The organism is Candidatus Chlorohelix sp. (genome assembly GCF_037138995.1).
In the GTDB taxonomy this organism is placed as follows: Bacteria; Chloroflexota; Chloroflexia; order Chloroheliales; family Chloroheliaceae; genus Chlorohelix.
The window spans coordinates 100,404-115,157 of record NZ_JBAXHI010000004.1; the positions used below are offsets into that span (position 1 = coordinate 100,404).

Consider the following 14,754-nt stretch of genomic DNA (forward strand, 5'->3'; position numbering starts at 1 on the left):
ACCCGTAGCCCTTGCTACTGACCACGCCAAACAGCGGGATTAGCATTTCTCTACTACCGAATTAATTTTCACCCGATTGTACAGAAAGGATATAGATAATGGAAGTCGAGAATACTACGCCTGCGCCTTACGAAGCATTAGATCGCGAAGCGGTGAGCCTTAATTACGTTTATGAGATTATAATGGATAAGATGAAGGTGGAACGTCGCCCGGTTGCCGTCACCTTCTGCGAGGATACGCCACCCGAAGGCTACGAGTTACTGAACGAACCCGCCTGTACCCTAATTAAAGAAGGCGCAAGTGGACGGAAAGTTTATGTGGATAGCAACAACAACGCCTGTTTCGTGGGCTTGTACCACACTGGTATGCACCCCGGCATGGACATGATTAAGGATGGCAGTTATCTCACTATGTCACAGGGGATGTTCACAGCAGAGGGGGCGCGTATCAACAAAGAGACTACCCCCAACCTACCGCAAGGTCTGTACAAAGCGATTGCCGTTGCGCCCCTGAATGAAGTACCGGAGGGCGTGGCTGTGCATTTGATGGCGGTAATCTGCGACCCGCAACGCGCTATGATGATTTCGGGCGCAGCGTTGGCGCGTACCGGTAGCCTGCCCTTTGGCGAGGTTGGTTGGTCGGTGTGTAGTTCGCTCTACGCGCTGCCCTTCCACAATCGCCGTAGCCTGTTCACCATCGGGGATGGAGGCGGGCGCATCCACAACAGCCTGAAACCAAGCGAGCTATTCGCGGTAGTACCCGCTAAAGATATGAAATACATCATCGAGATGATTGAAAACTTTGCCATAAACTCGGTAGATATGCGTAAGGAAGTCATGCCGGGTGTGTATGCCCGTATGCGCCACGCAGGACCTCCGCAGGGTGTAAGCCAACCTCAATAATTGGTCTTCGGCGCAGGTTTTTGCACCTGCGCCCTACTCCCGCCTCTCATCGATTTAAATGACTGCAAAAATTAGATATACATATGAATATTAAAACCAAACCGGGAACGGATGAATACGAATGGGTTTGGGGTTCAAAACTGACAGGGGAAAGGGAGGTAAAATTAAATTGGCTATCTCAAACCCTGCCTTTGAATTCTGGTTTTTGCTTCACTTTGAGTATACCTGTACCCTCTTTTCCAATTGTGATGATGTAATCAGAGTTTTAGCAAAACATCTACCCGATTACAAGAAAAATTCCGCAGGATTCACGCTTTTATTGGAAAAAAGCGAACTTGCAATTTCTAATTCAGCAAAAGTTTTGGCTGAAATGTCCAAAACTGATGCGGACAAATATCCCAATCCCTCGACCCACGTACACCTGTTGGTACAAACACTGCTAGAATCCTCCAAACCCAGTTGGGAAAAATAACCCTTCTTCTTTTCTCCAAAACCCCTTGTTTTATTTTATAATCGTGCTTGGGGCTGGCTTGAAGCGTTGCTTCCATTAGTGTAAAATTGCTCAGGTGTAAGGATAGTACAAATAATAAAATTTCGCCGGGAGTGATAACCAAAATGGTTGAGTTGCAAGCGGTTGTAAAGAACAAGCCCCTCAACCTAACCGAATTGAACGGGAGCGCCAAGTTGAAGTTAGCCTCAAACTCGAATAATCAGGAAAAACCGCGTCTGCGCCTTGCCATCCAAAAAGAAGGTCGCCTGACAGAGCATACCCTTTCGCTTTTGCGTAGTATTGGGCTAGAATTTGATAGCTACAAGCAACGCCTGTTCAGCACCGTTAGTAATTTTGAACTGGACATTATGTACACTCGCGATGATGACATCCCAGAGTATGTTGCCACAGGCACTGCCGACATCGGGGTGGTGGGGCAAAACCTACTCTACGAGGAGGGCGTTGAGGTGGAGCAGGCGCTACCGATGGGCTTCGGGCATTGCTCGTTGGTAGTGGCAGTTCCCAAAGATAGCGGCATCACCGATGTACAGCAGCTACACGGCAAGAAAATCGCCACCAGCTATCCTAAATCTGCACACAAGTTGCTACAACAGTACGGTATCGAAGCAGAGATTATAACCTTGAGCGGAGCGGTGGAACTTGCCCCGAATCTGGGGTTGGCGAACGCCGTTGTGGAAATTACCGCTACCGGCAGCAGCCTTATTCTCAACGACCTAGTCGCGATTGAGGAAATACTGCAAAGCGAGGCGGTACTGGCAGTTAACAAAGAATCGCTTATGCACCCCTACAAGGCGCGTAATATCAACCGCTTACAGGTACGCATCAAAGCCGCGCTGGCGGGTAAAGAATACAAATATGTGGTGATGAATGCTCCCAGAGCCGCACTCGAAAATATCAAAAAAGCCGTGCCGGGCTTGAAAAGTCCAACCATTGTGCCGTTGGACGACCCGAATTGGGTGGCAGTACACGTAGCCGTTACCGAAGAAGCCTTCTGGGAAGTGATGGAACGGCTGAAAGAAGCAGGCGCTGGTGGTATTTTGGTAGTACCGATTGAGAAAATCTTGCTTTAAGGCTGTAAAAATGCATCTTTTTTGGGGTACAATTCTACTGATACTAGGAGCGCTCACCTCGCTGGCGGGCGGCAATACTGCATTGGTAGTGTTTGCATCGTTATGGGCGCTGGTCACTTTTGTAGAAATTATGTCGGCGATGGATCGCCACCGCAGAGGAAACCTATTTGTACTGCCGCTGTCGGGTATTCCGGGAATATTCGGCACTATTTTTGGCGGTACGCCGGGTTTAGTGGTATATTTTGCGATACTGACCATGTACATACTCGCCCTACTATTTTTCTGGAGACGCGCTCCCAAAGCCCCGAAAGCGGTAGCGGCAAAAGGCGGTAGCTCGAAATCCAAAGGTATGCCAAAACCTCCCGCAGGTGGTGCAAAAGAAGCCCCTAAACGTCCGGCGGGTGACAACAAAGCAGTTCCCAATCCCACTGCCGGGGAGTTTAAAGATGCGCTAAAACATGCCGATGGAACAGGCAAGAGCAAGGGAGGCAGCCCGGAAAAAGGGAAAGAACATCGAAAGCAGATGATTGAGTAAACCTAATCTGCCAACACCTACCGGGCGCAACGAAATGCGCCTTATTTAGTTAAAGGAGTGAGCCATGCAACCTGTTAGGTTGAGCGAAGTTGATCCCGAAACCCTGAAGCGTATCAAACAACGCGCCTCCGGTGAGTTCGGAAAAGTGAGCGAACAGGCACGCGCCATTATGCAGGAAGTGCGGCAACGAGGCGACTCCGCATTACGCGATTTCACCGCCCGTTTCGACGGGGTTCAGCTTGAAACCCTTGAAGTAACCAAAGAGGAAATAGAAGAAGGCTTACGTGAAGCCTCCTCAGAGTTGATTGAAGCATTTACATTCGCCATCGCCAATATCCGCAAGTTCCACCGCACCCATGTGAAAGCGGAAGAAGAGCATGTTGAAACCGTGCCAGGCGTGGAAGTGTGGCGGGTGTGGCGTGCCATCGAAAAGGTTGGGCTGTATGTGCCGGGCGGTAGAGCGCCGCTACCATCCTCATTACTTATGACCGCCATACCAGCCGAAATAGCCGGATGTGATGAAATCATCGTGTGTACACCCCCCAATAAAGAGGGCAAGATACATTATTCGATTCTGGCGGCGGTTGCCGTATTGAATCTGCCAAATCTACGCCTGTTCAAAGTGGGCGGGGCGCAGGCAATCGCGGCAATGGCTTACGGTACTGAAAGCATCCCCAAAACTTACAAAATCTTCGGGGCGGGCAATCCCTATGTCACTGCCGCTAAAGTGCTGGCTTTCAGCGAAGGCGAGGTTAGTATTGATATGCCCGCCGGTCCAAGCGAAGTGTTGATTATCGCAGATGCAAGCGCCAACCCTGCCTATGTCGCTGCCGATTTTCTCTCACAGGCAGAACACGCCGATGATAGTTCGGCGGTGTTGCTTACCACTTCGCCCAAACTAGCGTTAGCGGTTGCCGCCGAAGTGCGCCGTCAGTTGCCATTGCTTACCACTGCCGACCGCGCTTCCAATTCTTTGGAACAGTATGGCATGATCGGTATTGTGGAAACAATTGAGCAAGCCATCGAGTTTTCCAACGATTACGCGCCCGAACATCTCGAAGTTTGCACCGAAAATGTGGATGAGGTGCTGCCACGTTTGCGAAACGCCGGAACGATTTTTGTGGGCAATTTCACGCCCGAACCAAGCGGCGATTATGTGAGCGGCTTAAATCATGTGCTGCCCACCGGCGCAAATACCAAAATGTTTGGACCGCTCTCGGTAGAGAGTTTTGGCAAAAAGATGCAAATGCAGCGAATGACCTCTGAAGGGCTGGCAAATCTGCGTAAAGCGGCGGAAGTAATGGCAGCGGCTGAGGGCTTGCCCGCTCATGGTCGCGCCATCAACATTCGCTTCGAGGATGAGCAGCATTAATGGATGTTGTTGCGTATAATCGCAATGCTTGGGATAAACGGGCAATCCTTGTGCTGTTCCTGTAAGACCGGAGACAAGCGCGGCAGCACGCAGGAACGAGTGGTCGGTGGTACTAGCAAAACTGGTTTCCTGAAAATGCGCCGTTGGAATTTAGCCACACCTACTAGGGGCTAATCGGTGGGCAACTCGAAGCGGGTTTCCTGCTAGAGAATTTCTACGAAGATATTCAACCGGGCGAACGCATCGGCAATATATGCCGAATTATTTCGCCACTCGTGCCATAAAACAAATGTAATACAGTTAAGAGTGGTTCGTGTAACGTCAATAATTAAACAGGGAAAGATACCGATGACAATCCAAAAAAGCCCCGATATGGAAGCCATGATGCGCCCTGAACTGCTGAAACTGGAAGAATACACTCCGGTAGAACCGCTAGACCGCCTGAGCAAGCGGTTAGGAATTCCGGTGGAGCAGATTGTAAAGCTAGATGCCAATGAAAACCCCTATGGGTCCTCGCCTGCTGCGCTAGAAGCTCTCAAGCGCCAGCAATATTACCATATCTACCCTGACCCCTCCTCCTTAAATCTGCGCGAGGAACTGGAAAAATACACGGGCATAAACAAAGAACGCATCTTTGTGGGAAGCGGCTCGGATGAATTGCTGGAATTGCTAACTCGGCTTTTTATCGTACCCGGCGACAATATTCTGAATTTTGTGCCTACCTTTGGCATGTATTCTTTTCTGGGAGAGCTATACCGCGCCCAAATCCGCAAAGTACCGCGCCACGCTAATGATTACAGCATTGACGTAAAAGCAGGGTTGGCGGCAATTGACGAACGCACCAAGCTCATTTTTGTCTGCACCCCTAATAACCCCACTGGCAACAGCGCCCCAGAAAGCGTTGTCCGCGCCCTGTTAGATACAGGCAAAATCGTGGTGGTGGACGAAGCTTATCACGACTTTGCCGGACACAGTTTTATCAAGCTGACCAACATATACGAAAACCTAGTGGTGTTGCGTACCTTCAGCAAATTGAGCGGGTTGGCAGGTTTACGAGTGGGTTATGGCATCGTACCTGAAGCAATCGCACGTCAGTTGTGGAAAATCAAACAGCCATATAATGTTACGGTGGCAGGGCAGGAAGCGGCACGAGCAAGCCTGAGCGAAGGTACTTGGATTTCAGAGCATATTCAGAAAATCGTGGCTGAACGCGAGCGGCTCTACGGGCTGTTGCAGCAATTCAGCGACCACTTTGAAGCATTACCCAGTAGCTCAAACTTTATCTTCTGCCGCATGAAAAAGGGCAGAGCCAAACAAATCAAAAATGAATTGGAAAAGCGGGGCGTGTTGGTGCGACATTATAACAAGCCGCTACTGGAAAATGCTTTCAGGGTAAGCGTGGGTCGCCCAGAGCAAACCGACATTTTCATTGAGCATCTGAAGCAAATTATATATACTCAATAACCGAAGCGGCAGCGTATCTGCCCACCCTTATATCCAACGCCGGAAAAGAAAGGCTCAGATGCAAAACGCGGTTGACTTTGAAAAAATGCAGCAGATGCTCTCCGAAGCAACCTTCACCAGCTTATATGGGTTCAAACTATCCAAACTTGGCGAGGGCGAGTGTACAATATTAGTGCCGTTCCATGCCGGTCTTGAAAGACCGGGCGGCTACGTGGCAGGTCCTGTTTATATGGCGGTAGCGGATGTAGCAATGTGGATCGCAATCGCCACCACCACCGGATATGATGAAGCGCGTATGACCCTGACCCTTGAAATGAAAACCAACTTCCTGACCGGTGCAAAGCAAGAAGATATATTATGCACCGCCAAAGTGCTTAAAGCTGGCAGACGCGCAATTTACGGTGTAGCAGAATGTGTATCGGCAAGCGGCATACTTCTAACGCACCACACCCTCACCTACATGCGACCCAGTAAAGCAGAGATAAAAGCAGGCAGCGTAGAGTAAAAGCTTTTATAGCAATTTAAAAGGGAGTAACTACTATGAGCAATCAATTCGGTAAGGCGGACAAGATTCCGATAGTAGATGAAAACGACGAGTTTGAAGAAGTAACGATTCATGATGCCGAAGAGTATGAAGAACTAAAGGTTGGAAACAAAGATGAAATAGTTGAGGATATACCAGTTGCCAACTCTGCTCGCGAAATCTTCGACCGCAATAGCGTAATAAAAGCATTGCGAGGCATCAACTTCAGTTTCGGGCTATTCTGGCGTGGCAACTTCTCGCGAGTGGATTTGAGCGGCGCAGACCTGCGCGGGCTTGACCTGCATGCTGTTAGTTTCCGACAAGCCGACCTGAGAAACGCAAACCTGAGCGGTTGTAAACTGATGGGTTCAAATTTCATTGGGGCTAACTTGAGCGGCGCAATCTTTGATGACTCCGATTTGCACGGTTGCGACATGCACAGCGCAAAGGCTATCGGCGCAATCTTCAAGGCTGCTTCGCTGGTGGGAGTTTACGCAGCAGGCGTTGACTTTACCGAAGCTGTTTTTACCGGCGCAGATTTGCACGGCTCACGCTTCTTTAGCGTTAAATTGATAAATGCCAAACTGGATAGGGTTAAGGCACGGGGGGTAGATTTCTTCGGCGCAGACCTCACCGGCGCAACTTTCGAGCATGCCCAAATGCACAGCGTCAATTTTACCAGAGCCAAAGGCGCGAAAGATTTAAATCTGAAGAAATCATTCTAGTAATTGGAAGAAGACAGAAGGGGGAACCGCCGGAGTACAAGTCCGACGGTTCTTGCTTTTTTATACAGCTTTTAATTGTTTATCACCGGAGATAGCCATCAAATCTTCAGCATGCTCCAGCCCGGCATGTATAACGCGCTGAAAATCGGCGGTGGCGAAAGGCTTTTCCAAAAAGAAATTATAGCCGCGCACTTCCCAAATCAATTCAACGCTGCTGCAAACCACGATAAAAACATAGGGATTTAAATGTCGCATTCTTTCAATTAAACTGCAACCATCCAGACCGGGGTGAATCAAATCGGTGAAAACAATCTGGGGTTGCTTCTCTCGAAAGAGTTTCAAAGCTTCGTCCCCATCGCTGGTGTCGTAAATTTGAACAGGCTGCCCCGCCAATTTTTGCAGCAAGACGCGCATTACGTTACGAGAGCTATTATCGTTTTCAATTAATAAAATTGTGGTAGTATAGAGTTGTTTGGACGATTTTGACATTTTAGCACCTTTTTCTGTTATGGCTTGTCTGTAATTTTTACTATAACTCTGTAGAACAAGTTGTATATTCCTTAATGTAAATTATACCTACAACTCAATTATAAATAAAAGAGGGTTACGCATTTTGTAAGGAGAATGTAACATTGGAACTGAGGAAAGAGGGGGAAAGGCGCGGTCGGATACAGCGCGAAACGCTAGAAACCAGCATTTTGATAGAATTGAACCTAGACGGTGATGGCAAATGTACTGTTAGCACCGGAGTCGGTTTCTTTGACCATATGCTAACGCTGTTCGCCAAGCACGCCAACCTCACTTTAAACATCAAAGCTAAAGGGGATACTTGGATTGATGACCACCACACGGTCGAAGATGTGGGTATTGCGCTAGGGCAAGCGCTCAAGCAAGCTTTTGGTGATAAGGTAGGTATTCAGCGATACGGGCATGCTTATGTACCGATGGATGAAACGCTGGTACGTACCGCACTGGATATATCCGGGCGCCCCTTTCTAGTGTACGAGGTGGAGGGCTTGTCGGATAAGGTGGGACAGTTCGATTGCCAACTAATCGAGGAGTTTTGCAGAGCAGTCGCTTTCAATGCCGGTTTAACTTTGCACATTGATAAAATTCGCGGCAAAAACTCGCATCATATCCTTGAAGCGGTTTTCAAGAGTTTTGCACAGGCGCTTCGGGAATCGGCACGCATCGTCAGCGATTCGCTGCCAAGCACCAAAGGCGTTATCGAGTAGTAAATCTGGGACATTCGGGAATAAATATTTCAAAATTCTTGTGAGAGGATGTCAGATAAAATGTCTATAGGTATAACTCCTAAGCAACCGCCGCTGGGTAACTTTCCAAAATCGGCTATTGCCACCGCACGTATGGCGCCACCCGTTGACGGCAGCCAACAAGGCAACCAACTACCTGCTGCTTCTCCGAATAATTATCAGTTCAACGAAGCTCTTAATAAATTGTTGTATCAGTACCGAGCAGAAGTTCAGGATATGCGTACTGCGCTGGAGGTAGTTCGCAAAGGCGAAGAACCGCTCGATACACAAGTTAACTATCTGAAACTGACCTATGACAACCTGAATAAAATAGCTGCTGACCTAGAGCAACAAGAATTGCTGGCTGAAGCGGATCAGGTAGAAAGTATTCGCAAACTTTTAAACCTGTGGGAGCAGCTAAAATATAATCCGGTTTTGGCTAAAGCTGACGGAAAACTGGAAGCGCAAGAGCAATTAAAATGTCTGAACCAAATTGAGCGAATTACCCGCTCCATAGAGTTTCTGATAGGCTATCAGACCATCCCAACCCGTCTGGCGAAATGGCTAGGTCGAACCAAAGCCGAATATTATGTGCCGTTTCACCGGGTTTTTGAAGATGAAGTACCTTACGCTGAAGACCGCAATAAATTAATAATCCTTTTCGCCTTGCAACCTGATATACTCCCGGATGCGTGGTTTGAAACCGCAAAAGGGTTAGTGTACCGTTGCAGCAAAAAATCGGACAGGCTGGCAAAATGGGGCTTTGTTTTCCCGATAGTGCCGGCAATATCCTTAGCCTTTATCTTTATATTGTGCATCGCCGCTCAATTTATAGCCCTTCCGAGCTGGCCCTTCCAACCCGCTAACCTAATGACCTTTTTAACCGGTTGGGGAGCAATAGGGGCGGGAGTGCTGGTACATTTGCTGATTTCGGTTTACAAAGAGAGCCAACGCAATGTAGAGTTGCCTTCGGTATTATCTTTCGGTACACTTGGTACTTTGATTGATGTCAAATTCGGTATGATAATGCTCAAGTATCTTATTATACTGGTAGGGCTTTTCGGAATGGCGTTCACAGTGGGAGTTGAGAGCATTTCCCCAGTGACAGCTTTTCTGGTAGGCTACAGTCTTGACAGCTTTATTGAGCTTTTCAGCGTAAGGTTGGATCGGCTTTCTACAGAACAGTTGGTCAAACTCAAACAACAGTTGGGTGAAGATAAGTAAAGTGGGTTACACCACATTTAGAAATAAGGGGCTTAAGCCCCTTGCTTGAAGAAATGGCTGAAACGAAAATCATAAGTAAATAGAAAATGACTATGGATGAAAATCGCAATAATTGATTACAATTCTGGGAACGTGCGTAGTGTACAACGCGCCTTGCAACGAGCAGCGCAATTAGCCGGGTTCGAGGACGCAGCGGTTGACATTACGAGCGATGCGAACTACATCCGCGAAGCAGCAGCGGTAGTTTTTCCGGGACAAGGTGCAGCAGGGCAATGCATGGGCAATTTGCTCTCCACCCATCTGGATAATGTGGTAAAAGAGCGGGTTGCCAGCGGTCGTCCTTTTCTGGGAGTATGTGTCGGCTTCCAGCTAATGTTTACCCATATGGAGGAAAACGATACTGCCGGCTTGAACGTGCTACCGGGTGAGGTGCGGCGCTTCCCTGAAGCAAGTGGGCTTAAAATCCCGCAAATCGGATGGAATCAAGTTCAACAAGTACGCCCATCGCCCTTATGGGAGAATGTGCCAGACGGCAGCTATTTCTACTTTGTTCACAGCTATTATTGTGACCCAAACGGGGGCGTGAATAGCCCTTACACTATGGCAATTACCGATTACGGGGTGAATTTTTGCAGCGCAGCAGGTCAGGACAACTGGTTTGGTGTGCAGTTTCACCCGGAAAAAAGCGGTCCGGTTGGTTTACAACTCTATTCTAACTTTTTGAGGTATGCAACCCAATGTTAATAATTCCCGCAATAGATTTAAAGGACGGCAAGTGTGTACGCCTGTATCAAGGCGATTACAATCAAGTAACGGTGTTCAACGATGACCCGGTGGAGGTAGCAATACAATGGCGCGAACAAGGCGCACAATACCTGCATTTGGTTGATTTGGACGGCGCAAAAGCGGGCAAGCCCGTTAATCTGCTGGTAGTGAAGCGCATAATAGAGGCAAGCGGTTTGCCGGTGGAATTGGGCGGCGGTATCCGCGATGAAGCAATCGTGGAAGAAGCACTGAGCGCGGGCGTTGACCGGGTGGTGTTGGGTACTGTGGCGCTGCGCGACACCGGACTAGCAGAGCGATTGTGCAGACGCTGGGGCGAGCGCATCGTAATCGGCATTGACGCACGCAACGGGCTGGTAGCGGTGGAAGGTTGGACGGAAACCTCAAATGTAACGGCAACCCTTCTGGCAACCGAGATGGCGAAACGCGGCGCAACCCGCTTTATCTATACTGACATCAGTCGTGACGGAACGCTGACAGAACCGAATTATGAGGCGCTGCGCGATTTTATGGAGTCGGCTCAAAAGCCGGTAATTGCCAGCGGCGGGGTAGCCAAAGCCGAGCATGTAGCGAAACTGCGCGAGACCGGGGCGGAAGGGGTCATTATTGGCAAGGCGCTGTACACCGGAGACCTGAAACTGTCTGAAGTTTTGTAAAATCAGAGGTATCTATCTTGCTAACCAAACGTATTATTCCCTGCCTCGATGTAAAAGAGGGGCGAGTGGTAAAAGGCACTAACTTTGTGAATCTGCGCGATGCAGGCGATGCGGTGGAACTGGCGGCTTTCTACGATGCGGAAGGCGCGGATGAATTGGTATTCCTCGACATCACCGCCAGCAGTGACGGACGTGAAACGGTTGTGGAAATGGTACGCCACACCGCCTCGCAGGTTTTTATTCCTTTCACTATCGGCGGCGGTATTCGCACCCTTAACGATATGCTGCGAATGCTGGATGCGGGTGCGGATAAGGTCTCGGTCAATACAGCGGCGGTGCAAAATCCGGCGCTTATTGCAGAAGGGGCAAACCATTTCGGTAGCCAATGTATCGTGCTGGCAATTGACGCGAAACAGCGCGAAACGGGCGGTTGGGAGGTGTTCTTGCATGGCGGACGCACCCCTACCGGGCTTGACGCGGTAGAATGGGCGAAACGCGGCGTGGAACTGGGCGCAGGCGAAATCTTGCTCACCAGCATGGATGCGGACGGCACTAAAAACGGCTACGACCTACCGCTCACCCGCGCCATCTCCGAAAGTGTGAGCGTTCCGGTGATTGCCAGCGGTGGGGCTGGCAGCCTACAACACTTGTACGAAGCGGTAGAGCAGGGTAAAGCCGATGCGGTGCTGGCGGCAAGTATCTTCCATTACGGCGAATACTCTATACGTCAGGCTAAAGAGTATCTACACGACAAAGGGTTGCCGATGCGGTTGTGAAATAAACCCTTGTGAGCAGGAAATATATACCAACCCACATACACAACATTGAAAGGCTATCATCGTTTGATTTCGCAATTGATAAAAATACTCCCCCGCTTGATGGGCTGGGGTTTCCTGATACTTGGCGGTATGCTGCTGGCATGGACTCGTCAGCTTGGTTCTTTGCTAGGGGTAGATACAAAAAAAAGTTCCGGGCTGGCGTTGGTACGGGCGCTGGCATTGCGTGAGGTAATTATCGGCAGTTTTATTATTCGGGCAAAAGATTCACAGCAATTAAAGCAGGGGATTTTAATCCGCATGCTCGCGGAAATTAGCGACTTTGCCATGCACATGTTCGGCAAAGGCGTTTTTATCCAGCCTACCTCGCGCCGAATTGGTTACATGATTCCCCCGGTGCTGTTGGTTGAATTCTTGATTCGGTGCAGCATCAAAGAGCAAGGGCAAAAATGAGCAAAATATCGTTGGAAACGCTGAGCGTAGAAGGAACAGAAACGGTTAGCCTCGATTTTGGAGAGGACGGGCAGAATCTCATTCCGGCGATTGTGCAGGAAACGAGCAGCGGCGAAGTGTTGCTGGTGGCTTTTATGAATCGCGAAGCTTTCGAGCGCACGTTGCAAACTGGAAAGGCACATTTCTGGAGTCGTAGCCGCCAAACTTTATGGCTAAAGGGCGAAACTAGCGGACAATTTCTGCTGGTGCAAGAGTTTTTTATCAATTGCGAGGAAAACAGCCTATTGCTGAAAGTGAATCTGGCGGGTGGTATCGCGTGCCATACCGGACACAAAAGTTGCTATTATCGCCGCGCGGATTGGAAGCCGCTACAATAGATAGAATAATCAGGGATATGTCGTGCGAAATAATCTGGCTGAAATGTGCCATGTTGCATGGGGCGTTTACGAATTTTTGAGAGATAACGACCTTGCGGAACAGAGCGGAACCAGTAACCGCCTACGAGTCGGAAATCTGGAAAAGCTGTGGTTGCGCTTACTGGAAGAATTGGAAGAACTCAAAGGGGTGGTACTAGGCACGCATGTGCATGAGGGCTTCCCACAGGATATTGTGCTGGAAGGCTACGAGGTATTCTATTGGGCAGTGTGCTATGCGGTGTCGAGTGGTATAGGATATGGCGAGATTGCGCCGGATGTTGCCTTGCTAGAAGGCTTTGACGCGCCTACGCTTCCGGCAGAGGAGTTAGCCTTGCTGTTCAAGCAGACAGTTTCGGGAGATAGTAGCGGAATCAGGCAGGCGTTGGAATTGGTGGGACGCGCATGCAAATTCGCCAACCTATCCCCCGCCCAACTGCTAGAACGCGACCTGACCGAGATGCGCGAGAAAAATTACTTACAACCTTACTGGAACAACCTTATAAAGCCATAAGTACGCGGCTTTCTATAACTCCGCTACGGTATTAATCTTTGCCAATTTTACGCTTCTCTCTTTCCTGTTCGGCAACTTTACGCCAATAGGCGAGCCTATCACCGATGGTAATTTCAAAACCGTGATCGGTTGGCTCGTAATAACGGCGACCTTCTAAGGCATCGGGGAGGTTTTGCTGGTACACGAAACCGCCTTCATGGTCATGAGCATAGCGATAACCCTCGCCGTAGCCTAAATTCTTCATTAGCTGAGTAGGAGCATTGCGTAGATGTAGCGGCACAGGCTCATTGCGGGAGAGCAACACATCTGCCTGAACCTGCTTGTAAGCCCCGTACAAACGATTGCTCTTGGGAGCAGTGGCGAGATATACCACGCATTGCGCCAACGCCAGCGCACCCTCTGGCATCCCGATGAAATGTACTGCTTGCTGTGCCGCCATTGCCACTACCAACGCTTGGGGGTCAGCCATACCGACATCCTCGCTGGCAGCCCGCACCAACCTCCGCACAATAAAGAGGGGGTCTTCGCCGCTCTCCAACATGCGAGCAAGCCAGTAAAGCGCGGCATCCGGGTCACTACCTCGAATGGTCTTGTGCAATGCCGAAATCAGGTCATAATGCTGCTCGCCGCCCTTATCATACAACAGGGCGCGTCGTTGCACTGCGCTTTCCAACAAAGGCAGGTCAATTAAAATCTGGTCGGTTTCATTCTTCATAACAATGGAAACCGCCAATTCAAGAATATTCAACGCCGAACGCGCATCTCCGTTGGCGTAATTGGCAATATTTTCTTCCACTTCTGGAGTCAGCTTAATATTCAGTTTGCCCAAGCCCCGCTCAGGGTCGGATAAAGCACGATGGATTACCAGCTTGATTTCCTCATCGGTCAGGGCGTACATGGTAAAAACGCGGGCGCGGGAAAGCAAAGCAGCGTTCACTTCAAAAGAGGGGTTTTCGGTGGTTGCGCCGATCAAGGTAATAGTGCCGTTCTCCACTACAGGCAGAATCGCATCTTGCTGCGCCTTGTTAAATCGGTGAATCTCATCAATAAAAAGAATGGTTTTCTGCTTGTAGGCTTTGCGACGCTGGCGGGCTTCTTCAACTACTTTGCGAAGGTCGGCAACGCCCGCGCTAGTGGCGCTTACGCGGGTAAAATGGGCATGGGTACAGCGGGCTATAATCTCTGCCAGCGTGGTTTTGCCAACGCCGGGCGGTCCCCACAGGATTATTGAACCAAAACGATCGTTTTCCACAGCACGGCGCAGCGCAGCATCCGGTTCAGTCAGATGATTTTGCCCTACAAACTGCTCAAAATCCATCGGGCGCATCCGGGCTGCCAGTGGCATAGCCGCATCAAGGATTAGTTCATTTTTATGTTCGGATGTCTCCTCGCCAAAAAAAGAAGCCTGAGTCATAAAGCCACCTTTCAAGTTGCTTACCTTTGTCTGCATGGTAACACTTCAACACAGGTGCAGCAAGGTTGTAAAAACCGCCGTTCTAGTTTTAATTATATTTCTTAAGCATTCTCACACAAGGTAAATCTTTTTTCATTTCCAATAGCTAAATAAAAGAGTAAAATAT

Annotated in this window: 19 protein-coding genes; 17 read left to right on the top strand and 2 right to left on the bottom strand. The window is 49.3% G+C overall.

The genetic code is table 11. From position 1 onward, the window contains the following. The first annotated feature begins 98 nt into the window (after positions 1–98). From WCK19_RS03320 to WCK19_RS03360, 9 genes are all read left to right on the top strand, one after another. On the top strand, positions 99–902 hold the full coding sequence (locus WCK19_RS03320) for a DUF169 domain-containing protein (RefSeq protein ID WP_342395936.1): 804 nt from the start codon (positions 99–101) through the stop codon (positions 900–902). Between the two features lie 121 nt (positions 903–1,023). After that, positions 1,024–1,374 (top strand): RloB family protein, encoded by a 351-nt coding sequence (locus tag WCK19_RS03325; protein ID WP_342395937.1) that lies wholly within the window; start codon positions 1,024–1,026, stop codon positions 1,372–1,374. A 143-nt stretch (positions 1,375–1,517) separates the two neighbouring features. Then, positions 1,518–2,483, top strand: coding sequence for an ATP phosphoribosyltransferase (gene hisG / locus WCK19_RS03330; RefSeq protein WP_342395938.1), 966 nt, complete (start codon positions 1,518–1,520; stop codon positions 2,481–2,483). A gap of 10 nt (positions 2,484–2,493) precedes the next feature. Then, positions 2,494–3,018 (top strand): hypothetical protein, encoded by a 525-nt coding sequence (locus WCK19_RS03335; RefSeq protein ID WP_342395939.1) that lies wholly within the window; start codon positions 2,494–2,496, stop codon positions 3,016–3,018. Positions 3,019–3,082: 64 nt separating this feature from the next. Then, positions 3,083–4,390, top strand: coding sequence for a histidinol dehydrogenase (gene hisD / locus WCK19_RS03340; RefSeq protein ID WP_342395940.1), 1,308 nt, complete (start codon positions 3,083–3,085; stop codon positions 4,388–4,390). Between the two features lie 3 nt (positions 4,391–4,393). Next, positions 4,394–4,564: a hypothetical protein gene (locus WCK19_RS03345; RefSeq protein WP_342395941.1), complete on the top strand. Its 171-nt coding sequence runs from the start codon at positions 4,394–4,396 to the stop codon at positions 4,562–4,564. Positions 4,565–4,738: 174 nt separating this feature from the next. Beyond that, the gene (gene hisC / locus WCK19_RS03350; RefSeq protein WP_342395942.1) at positions 4,739–5,854 is read left to right on the top strand and encodes a histidinol-phosphate transaminase; all 1,116 of its coding nucleotides are present in this window, start codon (positions 4,739–4,741) and stop codon (positions 5,852–5,854) included. 58 nt (positions 5,855–5,912) lie between these two features. Further along, positions 5,913–6,359 (top strand): PaaI family thioesterase, encoded by a 447-nt coding sequence (locus WCK19_RS03355; RefSeq protein WP_342395943.1) that lies wholly within the window; start codon positions 5,913–5,915, stop codon positions 6,357–6,359. 35 nt (positions 6,360–6,394) lie between these two features. After that, positions 6,395–7,102: a pentapeptide repeat-containing protein gene (locus WCK19_RS03360; RefSeq protein ID WP_342395944.1), complete on the top strand. Its 708-nt coding sequence runs from the start codon at positions 6,395–6,397 to the stop codon at positions 7,100–7,102. Between the two features lie 60 nt (positions 7,103–7,162). Here WCK19_RS03360 and WCK19_RS03365 read toward each other — a convergent pair whose 3' ends face one another. Then, on the bottom strand, positions 7,163–7,591 hold the full coding sequence (locus WCK19_RS03365) for a response regulator (protein ID WP_342395945.1): 429 nt from the start codon (positions 7,589–7,591) through the stop codon (positions 7,163–7,165). A gap of 143 nt (positions 7,592–7,734) precedes the next feature. Here WCK19_RS03365 and hisB point away from each other — a divergent pair, with 143 nt between their 5' ends. The 8 genes from hisB (at position 7,735) to WCK19_RS03405 (ending at position 13,174) form a co-directional block, all read left to right on the top strand. Next, a complete protein-coding gene (gene hisB, locus WCK19_RS03370) occupies positions 7,735–8,337 on the top strand; it encodes an imidazoleglycerol-phosphate dehydratase HisB (protein ID WP_342395946.1) in 603 nt (200 codons plus the stop codon). 60 nt (positions 8,338–8,397) lie between these two features. Beyond that, a complete protein-coding gene (locus WCK19_RS03375) occupies positions 8,398–9,579 on the top strand; it encodes a hypothetical protein (RefSeq protein WP_342395947.1) in 1,182 nt (393 codons plus the stop codon). Positions 9,580–9,675: 96 nt separating this feature from the next. Next, a complete protein-coding gene (gene hisH / locus WCK19_RS03380) occupies positions 9,676–10,323 on the top strand; it encodes an imidazole glycerol phosphate synthase subunit HisH (RefSeq protein WP_342395948.1) in 648 nt (215 codons plus the stop codon). Next, the gene (hisA, locus tag WCK19_RS03385; RefSeq protein WP_342395949.1) at positions 10,317–11,018 is read left to right on the top strand and encodes a 1-(5-phosphoribosyl)-5-[(5-phosphoribosylamino)methylideneamino]imidazole-4-carboxamide isomerase; all 702 of its coding nucleotides are present in this window, start codon (positions 10,317–10,319) and stop codon (positions 11,016–11,018) included. Before hisH ends, hisA begins: the two co-directional genes overlap by 7 nt. 17 nt (positions 11,019–11,035) lie before the next feature. After that, entirely contained in the window at positions 11,036–11,794 is a 759-nt protein-coding gene (hisF, locus tag WCK19_RS03390; RefSeq protein WP_342395950.1) for an imidazole glycerol phosphate synthase subunit HisF, read from the top strand. A 66-nt stretch (positions 11,795–11,860) separates the two neighbouring features. Continuing rightward, complete coding sequence (locus WCK19_RS03395) at positions 11,861–12,247, top strand: hypothetical protein (RefSeq protein ID WP_342395951.1); 387 nt, start codon at positions 11,861–11,863, stop codon at positions 12,245–12,247. After that, positions 12,244–12,624 carry a phosphoribosyl-AMP cyclohydrolase gene (gene hisI / locus WCK19_RS03400; RefSeq protein WP_342395952.1) on the top strand — a complete coding sequence of 127 codons (381 nt, stop codon included), beginning with the start codon at positions 12,244–12,246 and terminating at the stop codon, positions 12,622–12,624. The genes WCK19_RS03395 and hisI overlap by 4 nt, the downstream gene beginning before the upstream one ends. 22 nt (positions 12,625–12,646) lie before the next feature. Continuing rightward, positions 12,647–13,174 carry a hypothetical protein gene (locus WCK19_RS03405; protein ID WP_342395953.1) on the top strand — a complete coding sequence of 176 codons (528 nt, stop codon included), beginning with the start codon at positions 12,647–12,649 and terminating at the stop codon, positions 13,172–13,174. A gap of 31 nt (positions 13,175–13,205) precedes the next feature. On the opposite strand, the gene WCK19_RS03410 is transcribed toward WCK19_RS03405, so the two are convergent. Further along, complete coding sequence (locus WCK19_RS03410; RefSeq protein WP_342395954.1) at positions 13,206–14,624, bottom strand: replication-associated recombination protein A; 1,419 nt, start codon at positions 14,622–14,624, stop codon at positions 13,206–13,208. Positions 14,625–14,754 lie beyond the last annotated feature (130 nt).

Bases quoted from the DNA above. Each gene is read 5' to 3' on its own strand.
- WCK19_RS03345 (WP_342395941.1), top strand. From the start codon at position 4,394: ATGTTGTTGCGTATAATCGCAATGCTTGGGATAAACGGGCAATCCTTG.
- WCK19_RS03410 (WP_342395954.1), bottom strand. From the start codon at position 14,624: ATGCAGACAAAGGTAAGCAACTTGAAAGGTGGCTTTATGACTCAGGCT.
- WCK19_RS03375 (WP_342395947.1), top strand. From the start codon at position 8,398: ATGTCTATAGGTATAACTCCTAAGCAACCGCCGCTGGGTAACTTTCCA.
- WCK19_RS03355 (WP_342395943.1), top strand. From the start codon at position 5,913: ATGCAAAACGCGGTTGACTTTGAAAAAATGCAGCAGATGCTCTCCGAA.
- hisA (WP_342395949.1), top strand. From the start codon at position 10,317: ATGTTAATAATTCCCGCAATAGATTTAAAGGACGGCAAGTGTGTACGC.
- WCK19_RS03335 (WP_342395939.1), top strand. From the start codon at position 2,494: ATGCATCTTTTTTGGGGTACAATTCTACTGATACTAGGAGCGCTCACC.
- WCK19_RS03360 (WP_342395944.1), top strand. From the start codon at position 6,395: ATGAGCAATCAATTCGGTAAGGCGGACAAGATTCCGATAGTAGATGAA.
- hisG (WP_342395938.1), top strand. From the start codon at position 1,518: ATGGTTGAGTTGCAAGCGGTTGTAAAGAACAAGCCCCTCAACCTAACC.
- WCK19_RS03320 (WP_342395936.1), top strand. From the start codon at position 99: ATGGAAGTCGAGAATACTACGCCTGCGCCTTACGAAGCATTAGATCGC.
- hisH (WP_342395948.1), top strand. From the start codon at position 9,676: ATGAAAATCGCAATAATTGATTACAATTCTGGGAACGTGCGTAGTGTA.
- hisC (WP_342395942.1), top strand. From the start codon at position 4,739: ATGACAATCCAAAAAAGCCCCGATATGGAAGCCATGATGCGCCCTGAA.
- hisI (WP_342395952.1), top strand. From the start codon at position 12,244: ATGAGCAAAATATCGTTGGAAACGCTGAGCGTAGAAGGAACAGAAACG.
- WCK19_RS03325 (WP_342395937.1), top strand. From the start codon at position 1,024: ATGGGTTTGGGGTTCAAAACTGACAGGGGAAAGGGAGGTAAAATTAAA.
- WCK19_RS03365 (WP_342395945.1), bottom strand. From the start codon at position 7,591: ATGTCAAAATCGTCCAAACAACTCTATACTACCACAATTTTATTAATT.
- hisD (WP_342395940.1), top strand. From the start codon at position 3,083: ATGCAACCTGTTAGGTTGAGCGAAGTTGATCCCGAAACCCTGAAGCGT.